This is a genomic window from Nitrospirae bacterium CG2_30_53_67 (assembly GCA_001873285.1).
Taxonomy (GTDB): domain Bacteria; phylum CG2-30-53-67; class CG2-30-53-67; order CG2-30-53-67; family CG2-30-53-67; genus CG2-30-53-67.
Genome location: MNYV01000115.1, coordinates 1 through 9,523 on the forward strand (window position 1 = coordinate 1; position 9,523 = coordinate 9,523).

The following is a 9,523-nucleotide window of genomic DNA, read 5'->3' on the forward strand; positions in this document are numbered from 1 at the left end:
CTCCGAAGTGGACGAAGCCGCCTGGTCCATGCTCTACTCAACTATCAGCCGGCCCTTCGACCCGCCCGCGACCGGAAAGCTCGCCGTGAAGGTCATCAACCACTATGGGGATGAAGTGCTGAAGGTCTATGAGGTGAAGTGATGTCGGCAAAACGCACTATAAACGATACTGAAGAGCTGGCTGCCCGTATTTTGGACTTTTTTGAAAAGAAGAATATTGACGTGGCCGTTCGGCGTGACCGTTATGGCGTATCGATCATTGAGCGAACGGGTGGACACCCTGTCGCAAGATTCAAGATATGCGGAAAGGACCGCGTCGAAGTTCTGTGGTGGAAATCCACGAAATGGGATAAGATCGGCGATTTTGGCGGGATGCGCATGTCCGTCAGCGAAGCGGTCAAGTATGTTCATGAAGACCCCATGCGTTGCTTCTGGCCTGAGCGACGAGTCAAGGCCGTGGCCGATGCATTGGCAGTCTTGCTGGGGCTGTCACCCCCAGACGATAAGAAGACCGTAATTGCTCCGGATACGAAACTACCCGTGCAATTGACGCTCAGAGAGCGGGACCTGATCAGGGATAAGACGTTTTGCGATCCCAATTTTGCGCGACTCGCGCCGGTGAAAAATGGGTTGATAACAGTCCCGATGACGCTCGGCGACATCGAGGAAGTGCAGGGATACGTCGCTGCTGAGGCAAATCATACGAAAGATAAAAAGGTTGAGAAGGAGTTGAACCGATTGTTTTTCAAACTGCAAACCTATCTGGATGAATATGAAGAGGAATGAAGCCCCATGACCTTACGCGGACTGTCGCAGGATTTCGACGAATGGCCGGAACGATGGATGGGTACGAAGGAAGACCGTGAATACGGGAAGAAGCTGCTCCCTTTCATGGAGGAGTTTCTGAGGGAGACAAAGACGTTATGAGCATAAATCGCAACGATCTGGTCATTCAAATGCAGAAAGCATCTGCGATATTGTTGGAGGAGAAGGGCTATGCCAGCTTCGTGGATGTCCTCATGCGCATGGGGCGATTGACGAAGGAAGATCACGACGCCTGGAGGTTCGGCAGAACGTCTTGTCTTGAGCGCGTTACTACGGTGAATTTGGCGAAGATCAATCATTTGCTTAGGGCATTTCAGCAGCGCGCTCGAGCCAGCGGTCTGCGCCCGAGTAAAACAGTGTACCTTTCGTGGGGCAAGGGGCAGAAAAGGCAACTCCGGTTTTCAAAGTCGGGAACGCCGAATATCGAGGAGGCCTATGCCACGCACTTCCTGAAGCCGGAAGAGGGTGAGTGATGGGTTTGGTGAAGAGCAAACGGCCGGCGAAAAAGGGAAAAAAGAAAGAACCGGCACGCGAACAGCGCATCTCCATGGAGATCGTCGTTGACGCCTATGATGCCTGGGAGCAGGCTATGGGCTGGTACTACTATTTAGAGGACAACTTGAAATTCCCTTTCCCGGCAACGTGCGTCAAGAAGAGAGATATTTCTCCACTCAAGCTCAAGGAAAATGTGGAGATCGTGGGTATGCCGCCTATAGATGAGTGCGAACGGGAGATGTTCGTTTCCATAACGTGGGAAGGCCGTCGATTCGCCGTTCCCTTGGATCAACTGCAGTGTGAGTGCCGCGACAAAAAAACCAAACAGGCCATCGAAGACCGGCATTACTGGGTAAAGCAGGGCTATCAGTTTGGATGAGTCCGGACATGATCTCACGATTGAGGCGACGGTATATTCATGGCGGACATAAAAGCGGCACGAATACGCATCGCAAAGGTCTTCGGGACAGAGGAAGCGCCTGAAGTAAACAGGAAGAGCCTGCTGATATATCGCGCCTATTTGCTACAACGCCTGGATCAAACAGCGGTCATAACCGGGCGTGAGGACTTTCTGTGGGAAGAGTTTTATGTATTCGGTCCCGGCGAGAAAGACAAATATGAGAAGCTGAAAAAGAAACGGGCTTCGTATACTGATGAATTCGAACTGATCGACATCCTGGGAAAGATCGTGGAAGAACGCGATTTGATCGCGAGGGTGAAACGCTTATCAGACGGAAAAACATTCGATATCGGCCTGTCGTGGTTGACGGCGAAGGAGAAAAAGACGGGTACCTATCAGTTGTTTGACGATTTTGCGACATGGGTGGTCAACTGGTAAAGAGGGAACAATATGATAAGTGATGACTATGGTGAACGCAGAAAGAAATTGAAGGTTAACATCCCGGAACTTGCCTCAGAAATGGATCTCGGAAATAATCCTGAGCTTACCGCTTATCTCGACACCGAGACCGGCGAGATCATCAGCATGCCCGATAACGTGATGCGGGCTGCCGAGGAAGGCGGCGATGCGGTCGCTGACCTCGCCGACTGGGAGCAGGAACTCCTCCAAGCAGCGGAAAGCATCTTCGGCGACGACAAGAACCGGTTTCTTGAGATACCACGCCGGGAGTCATATGAGGGGTACAATCTCATGGTTGCCTTCGCCGAAACCGTCCGCAGCAAAGGGCTCAGGGAAAAGCTCGACATCGCCCTTGATGGGAAAGGCGCGTTCCAAAGGTTCAGAAACGTATTGAATGATCATCCGGATGAACTGGCCCGTTGGTATGCGTACAAAGAGGAATGCATGCGGGAAGAGGCAGTCCAGTGGCTTATCGTGAACGGAATTGAGCCGGTACAGCGGAAACAATAAGGACGGTGAGTGTAAGGCAAGTGTGCCCGGCGCCCATTAGAGTCGCCGTCTCTAACGGGGCAGGCCTTGAATTTTTCAAGAATTTATTGAAGAAGAGGCTCCTTAATGGTATGTTGCCTTCAATGGTCATCAAGTAATCATAGAAGGGAGGATGGTTAGGATGGAGCCCATATTAGATCCGGAACCAGGCGGCAAGAAGAGAAGCGTGAGAAGTTCAAAAAATCGAAAAAGCAGGCCGATCAAATTGAAGATATCGAAGACGCAAAAACCGGATGATCTTGGTCTTGAGGAATGGCAGAGGGCGCTGAGAAAACAATATGGTGAGCAGCAGAAGTTTACGCTCGAAAACCGAGGAGATCATCCCTTGTTCTCGGAATTTCAACTGACCAATCCCGAATCGGGGAAGACCTATAAGATCGCCATTCGAGGAGATGCTCCGGGCATCAATTTCTGCTCCTGCCCCGATTACAAGGTGAATAATCTTGGGACGTGCAAGCATATCGAGTTCACCCTGTCCAAACTCACGAAAAAAAGAGGGGCAAAGAAGGCGTTCAAAGAGGTCTATACGCCCCCCTACTCCGAGGTCTATTTGAGCTATGGGCTCAAGAGGGAGGTCCGGTTCAAGGCAGGGAGCAATGCGCCGGCGGAGCTGCTTTCTCTGGCGGAGACTTTTTTTGATTCCGAGGGAACTCTCAAAGAGGAACAGATCCTTGATTTTCACCGGTTTCTCAATGGGACCCCGAAAAACAACGGGCATGAAGTCCGATGCTATGATGATGTCATGGCCTATGTCGCTGAACACCAGGATGCCGAACACCGGAGAAGAGTGATTAAGGCGCAACTAAAAGAAGGGATCCGGAGCCCGATTCTCAAAAATATTCTGAAGACCGAACTGTACTCGTACCAGCGGGAAGGGGCATTGTTCGCAGTCCAGGCCGGGCGGTGCCTGATCGGTGATGACATGGGATTGGGAAAGACCATTCAGGCCCTGGCGGCCGCCGAGTTGATGGCTGAATTATTTCATATCCAGAAGGTTTTGATTATTTCTCCGACCTCTCTGAAGCACCAGTGGAAAATGGAGATAGGAAAATTCAGCGGCCGGAAGGTTGAGGTGATTGAGGGGATGAACCACCAAAGGAAACAGGTCTACCTCAATGACTCTTTCTACAAGATCCTCAATTATGAACTGGTTTATCGCGATATGGAGAAGATCAGGGAGTGGGCCCCGGACCTGATCATCCTCGACGAGGCGCAGCGGATCAAGAATTGGAAGACCCGGACCGCGAAGTGCGTCAAACAGTTGGACTCCACCTTCGCCATGGTGTTGACCGGAACACCCATAGAAAACAGGATCGAAGAACTGCACTCGATCATGGAATTTATCGACCGTTGGCGCCTTGGCCCATTATACCGTTTTATACATGCCCACAGAATCACGGACCCGGGCGGGAAGGTGATCGGATACCGGGACCTGCAATCGGTCAGGGAGTCCTTGAAGAACGTCATGGTCCGGAGAAAAAAACAAGAAGTGCTTAAAGAGCTTCCTGAGCGGATCCAAAAGAATTTCTTTGTGAAGATGACAAAAGAACAAAGTGTGATCCATGATGATCATTACGAGATTGTGGTAAAACTGGTCGCCAAATGGAGGCGCTACAAGTTTCTGTGCGAGGCGGATCATAGGCGTCTGCTGATCGCTTTGAACACGATGCGAATGGCTGCAGACAATACCTATCTGGTCGACAAAAAAACGATCCATGGCCCCAAGATCGAGGAGCTGGAACTCCTCCTCAAAGAGATTGTCATCGAAGGCGGAGAAAAGGTCGTGATCTTCAGCCAGTGGCTTCGGATGACGGAATTAGTGGAACGGGTTCTTGAAAGGAACGGGATCGCGTATGCGCATCTGAACGGGAGCATCCCTTCAAAACAGAGAGCGGGCTTAATCTCGAGATTCAGGGAAGATCCCGGGTGCAAGGTCTTTTTGTCCACAGATGCGGGCGGGGTCGGATTGAACCTGCAAAGCGGATCGGTTGTGATGAACATGGATATCCCCTGGAACCCGGCGATTCTTGAACAGCGGATCGGACGTGTGCATCGGCTTGGACAGCACAAGACCGTTCGGATCATCAACTTTGTCACGGCCTCTTCTATCGAGGAGAGAATCCTGGATCTCCTTAAATTCAAGACATCATTGTTTGCGGGCGCGCTCGATCACGACGGGGAAGATGTGGTCATGGCCGGCGAGTCCCGTCTCAAAGAATTCATGAAGTCCATGGAAACCATAACCGAGGGCTTGGAAAAATCGGATCCGGAACAAGAAAGGGAGGAGCAGAGAGAAGCCGAAGAGGATCACAAGGCAGCCACGATCCAGGAACAAGCCGCCGGCAACGGAGAGGGCGCCATCCGAAAAGGGGGAGGGAGCGGAAAAGAACAAGACCCCCTGAACACTCTTCTTGTGAGCGGGGCTCAATTTCTCATGCACTTAAGCAAAACAATCTCGCCGCCGAGTCAAGGTGAGGCGCAGCCCATGGAGAAACGCCTATATTCCATGATCGGCAGAGATGCCGAAACAGGCGATGCCTATTTAAAGATACCACTCCCGGAACCGGAGGTATTAGGAAATATTTTTTCCGCTCTTGGCAAGCTTGTCTCCAATACCATGGCTGCTCAAAAAGGAGGTTCATAGCGATGATCCCTTTTGCGCAGGAATATTGCGGTGATGCTGCGCCGGGAGAGCATAAGACATGAAGGGAAATGTAGGTATACTCACCTTACGCGAACTGTCGCCGGACTTCGACGAATGGCCGGGACGATGGATGGGTACGAAGGAAGACCGTGAATACGGGAAGAAGCTGCTTCCTTTCATGGAGAAGTTTCTGCGGGAGACAAAGACGTCATGAGCATAAATCGCAACGATCTGGTCATTCAAATGCGGAAAGCCTCTGCTATCAATCCACCAGTTTGTTCCTGACCCGTTCAACCGAAATGACGACCGGTTTTTGTGCCTTGAGGTAAGGGGAGAGTTTTTGCAGGGAGGCTTCAGCTTCGGACCGGTCCTTGTAAATTCCGCAAAGAACTTTATAGGCTGGCTTGTCGTTGAACAGGGCATTCAGAATAAAGACCTTTTCCTCCTTCGACGCCTCCTCTATATCCTTGGAAGCAAAATTCAGATAGGAGGTGATCTCGATCTGTATGGTGAAGGATGGATCCGGAGCGGAGCGGACCAGGTCCGCCCAGTCTTTCATGGCGCTTTTGAGATTCCCGTTCTTGAAATTAACCAATCCCTTTGCATAGAGATCATTCCATGAAGGCAAAGTTGCTGCCGGCGCCGACGGTTTGGTCTCGGCCTGAACCTTTGATGACGGCTCAACAATTTTTTCATGCGCCGCCTGTTCGGTTTGAGCCGGAGGCTCCTTGACATCGGGTCCGGCCTTTGCCTCTTTCGAAGGCTCAGAGGCTTTTTCTTCTTCTGCCGGTTTGACCTCTCCCTGCGTCTCCCTGATCTCCGCGGTATCCTGCTTTTCAGGGGGTGTTTCCTGCACGGCAGGCGCTTCGGCTGTTTTCATTTCCTGACCGGGGACCGGGCTTTCGCCGGCTGTTTGGGCCTGCCCTTTTTCCATAAGCTTCTGTACGATCTCTTTATCTCTCCTGGCCTTAAAATCTCTGGTGGTCACCTGTGCTCTGATGCGTTCGGCAAAATCGTTGATTTTGGACCCCTTGTCCAGGGAGAAATAGAAGAAGGCCGCTCCGCCCATAAGGACGATGACTCCCAGAAAGAGCAAAACCTGAGTTAGGGTGGATCGCCTTTTTTCTTGAATCATCACCTCTTTCAGGATGGCCTCTTCTTCTTGTCCCTCAGCCGGACCGGATGCTTCGGTCTCCTTTTCCCAGGCATTAAGCGGGCGGTCCTCGGTCTTGAATGGAATCTCATCGGCCTTGGATGCAGTCTGCTCATCCTCCATGGGAATCGGCTCAGACTCTTCAGCGGGAGGCGGAGCCTGCCCCTGGGATTCGCTTTCGTACTCCGAAGTCACGGGTTGAACCTGCGGAGGAATTTCCTGGATCTCTTCTACGGGCGCCCCGCCGATCTGTTCCGGAAGGTTTTCGTCTTCTTCTTCGACTTCATCAGCCACGATCTTTGAGTAATCAACAGATCCTTGCTCTTCTTGCTCAAAGACAGGGATCTCTTCAGCCTGTTCTTCAGGCAGAATCTCATCCATGAATGTGGAGAGCGAGGATTCGTTCATGCTCGGGATTTCTTCCTGGCCCTCCATAGACCCGGTGATGTCCGCCTTATTTTCCAAGGCCGCGGCAGGGGCCTGTATCTCCACGACCCCCAGACAGGAGAGCGTATAGAGGATCTTTTTTGTCATTGAAGAATCGAGGTCGGCGGCGTCTATGATCTCCTGAATGGCCTTCTCTCCGTCGATTTGGTCGAGGATTGTTTTGTCTTCTCCTCTGAAGCTGAGTTCCCCGGATGGGATGGTTACGGACGTCGCCCGTACCACCTGGTTCGTATCCCCCAGTACACGGTCGATGAAACTGTTATCCTTAATGAGCCGTATCCCCTCGGAAACAAGCTTGGAAAAAGCCACATGGAACTTCGGAAGGTCCTTGGGGATCAGCGTGGAAGCCTCCTGTTCGTTGAAGGCATAGGAGGCGTTCTCCCAGGAGAAAAGGCTGAAGAGGATGGAGACGAATTGGTACTTGCATTCGGCATAGAGATCTTTTGGGGTGAGGAATCCCTTCTTGATCAGGATCTGTCCGAAATTGTTCCCGGTTTTTTTCTGGTCTTCGAGCACGGCCTCTTTAAGCTGGTCCCTGGTGATTTTGCCGCGTGCGCAAAGAATTTCGCCGAGAAGATCCCTTTTCAGGTTGGAACGAAAGGCAATGGGCTCACCATCCTGGAAAAAGATCCGTTTTTCAACGGTCTCCTTTTTGGCCAGGAGGATACCTGTCTTGCCGGCCTTTTTTATCTCTATCAAAAGTGCAGGAAAAGGTTTTACATCGATCCCATCCCCCCATGCCGGATCTTCTGCCATGGCCGCTCCTGTGTGATATTTTGTTTTGTTTATAAAAGGTTGGATTCACTATATCGTATGGGAAAACAAAAATCAAGAAGGAATCGCAAACCGGGTGTGCGACAAAAATGCCTGTCCTTCGATCCCCCGATCGAGTCGGAGAATGACGCTCTCAGAGAAATGGTTGCCTATAAATTTGTCGCACACCCTCGCAAGCCGTTTCCGGACAAACCCGGAGTCCATGGTAGAAGCACGAGATCCATCAGCGTCATGACAGACCAAACCGCCTTTGCAGTCAGGAAAAAGCTGACGCCTCGGCTGCACAGGCTATGGGGCCGCTTGTGCTGAAGGTTAGAACTCCCCGGCCATTTTTACGGCCTGAGCCACGGCCTCTTTTCTCTTTCCGGCCGCAGTCTCAGGGCCGCCCGCGAGGGTGGGCTCGATTACAATAGACCGGATGTCAGTGAATCCCATGAAACCGAGAACGGTTTCGAGGTATGGTTTCTGCAGGTCGTAGGATGCATATTCGGTACCGGCAGGATACTCACCGCCTCTGGAATAGGCCGCAAACACGGGCTTTCCCGTAACCAGCCCCTTATAACCCTCTTCCGGGGAAAAGGAGAAGGTGTAACCCGGCTGGACGATGATGTCGATATACTGCTTGAGCCGGTAAGGGATGCCGAAGTTCCACATGGGAACGGCAAACACATACTTGTCCGCGGCCTTGAATTCCTCAATGACCGCCTCCACGCCCTTCCACACGGCAAGCTCTTCCCTGGAGTGCTTCTCCCCGTGGAGGATCGTGTACTTTGCAGTAACGGCCAGGCCGTCAAAGGCCGGAAGATCTTTCTTAAAGAGATCAAGAGTCAGGATCTCATCCTTGGGATGTCTCTTGCTGTAGGCATCCACGAACGCATCGGCCACAGCGATGGAATAGGAGCGGACGTGCCTGGGCGATGCCTGTATATATAGAAGCTTGCTCATGATGTGCCTCCATGATGTTGTATCGGTTATGCTTACGAATTTCCTTCTTTAAGAAGGAACGGGGGATATCCCCTTTTCAATTAATTTAATACTACCCCGATCCCGGCGGATGTCAATCGGCTTACTTGACGTTCACATAATGGTTTCCGGACGGGCGCCAGGCCGGAGAGATCACCCCGGGTTCCCGGGAACGGTCTCTTAATGTCCCCCAGGTGAGGGTGAACATGCCGTATCGGTCGTTGACGCGGTCCATGGCCTCTGAGAGGCTCTCCTTCCTGCGTTCCGTCTCAAACAGGGGGAGCTGGAGGATGTCTCTGGTAAGGTCCGAGAGGGTCACCCCCAGGAGGCGGACGCGCTGCCGGAGCTGGAGGGTTCCTATGATCTCCCGGGCGGCAAGATAGATCTCGGGCCCGTGATGGACAAAGCGGGCGAGCCGGATCCTTCTGGAGAAGGTCTGGAAATCCGCGTAGCGGAGCGTCAGGATGACGACCCGTCCGGCGAGATGATTGCGCCGAGCCCTTCTCGCCACCATCTCCGAGAGCTGAAGGAGGGCCCGGTTAAGGATCAGCGGATCCGAGACGTTCATGGGGAGGGTGGTGCTGTGTCCTATGGACTTGGCCTCCGGCTCTTGCTCCATGGGGACCACGGGAGAGGGGTCTTCCCCGCGGCCCATGGCCGAGAGGGTCTCCCCCAGGATGCCGAAGCGCCTCCGGAGGGTCGAAACCGAGGCACGGCCCAGATCCCCGCAGGTCCGGATCCCCAATGCCCCGAGATGGCCTTCGATATGTTTGCCGATGCCGCAGAGCTCGGCCGCCGGCAGGGTCTCCATCAG

General features: G+C 52.6%; 9 protein-coding genes. 6 read left to right on the top strand and 3 right to left on the bottom strand.

All coding sequences use genetic code 11. The features are described from left to right. Positions 1-141: 141 nt before the first annotated feature. The 6 genes from AUK29_07135 to AUK29_07160 all read left to right on the top strand — a co-directional run bounded on the left by AUK29_07135 (position 142) and on the right by AUK29_07160 (position 5,372). Complete coding sequence (locus tag AUK29_07135) at positions 142-786, top strand: hypothetical protein (protein ID OIP63123.1); 645 nt, start codon at positions 142-144, stop codon at positions 784-786. Positions 787-923: 137 nt separating this feature from the next. Beyond that, positions 924-1,298 (top strand): hypothetical protein, encoded by a 375-nt coding sequence (locus AUK29_07140; protein OIP63124.1) that lies wholly within the window; start codon positions 924-926, stop codon positions 1,296-1,298. Between the two features lie 74 nt (positions 1,299-1,372). Continuing rightward, positions 1,373-1,699 carry a calcium-binding protein gene (locus AUK29_07145; GenBank protein OIP63131.1) on the top strand — a complete coding sequence of 109 codons (327 nt, stop codon included), beginning with the start codon at positions 1,373-1,375 and terminating at the stop codon, positions 1,697-1,699. A 39-nt stretch (positions 1,700-1,738) separates the two neighbouring features. Further along, positions 1,739-2,158: a hypothetical protein gene (locus tag AUK29_07150; protein ID OIP63125.1), complete on the top strand. Its 420-nt coding sequence runs from the start codon at positions 1,739-1,741 to the stop codon at positions 2,156-2,158. 12 nt (positions 2,159-2,170) lie between these two features. After that, complete coding sequence (locus AUK29_07155) at positions 2,171-2,689, top strand: hypothetical protein (protein OIP63126.1); 519 nt, start codon at positions 2,171-2,173, stop codon at positions 2,687-2,689. Between the two features lie 160 nt (positions 2,690-2,849). Next, positions 2,850-5,372, top strand: a complete 2,523-nt coding sequence (locus AUK29_07160) for a hypothetical protein (protein OIP63127.1) — start codon at positions 2,850-2,852, stop codon at positions 5,370-5,372. A 262-nt stretch (positions 5,373-5,634) separates the two neighbouring features. Here the strand turns inward: AUK29_07160 and AUK29_07165 are convergent, their stop codons facing one another. The 3 genes from AUK29_07165 to AUK29_07175 form a co-directional block, all read right to left on the bottom strand. Continuing rightward, on the bottom strand, positions 5,635-7,728 hold the full coding sequence (locus AUK29_07165; GenBank protein OIP63128.1) for a hypothetical protein: 2,094 nt from the start codon (positions 7,726-7,728) through the stop codon (positions 5,635-5,637). Positions 7,729-8,058: 330 nt separating this feature from the next. Beyond that, on the bottom strand, positions 8,059-8,691 hold the full coding sequence (locus tag AUK29_07170; protein ID OIP63129.1) for an FMN-dependent NADH-azoreductase: 633 nt from the start codon (positions 8,689-8,691) through the stop codon (positions 8,059-8,061). A gap of 121 nt (positions 8,692-8,812) precedes the next feature. Further along, complete coding sequence (locus AUK29_07175) at positions 8,813-9,520, bottom strand: hypothetical protein (GenBank protein ID OIP63130.1); 708 nt, start codon at positions 9,518-9,520, stop codon at positions 8,813-8,815. Positions 9,521-9,523: the final 3 nt, after the last annotated feature.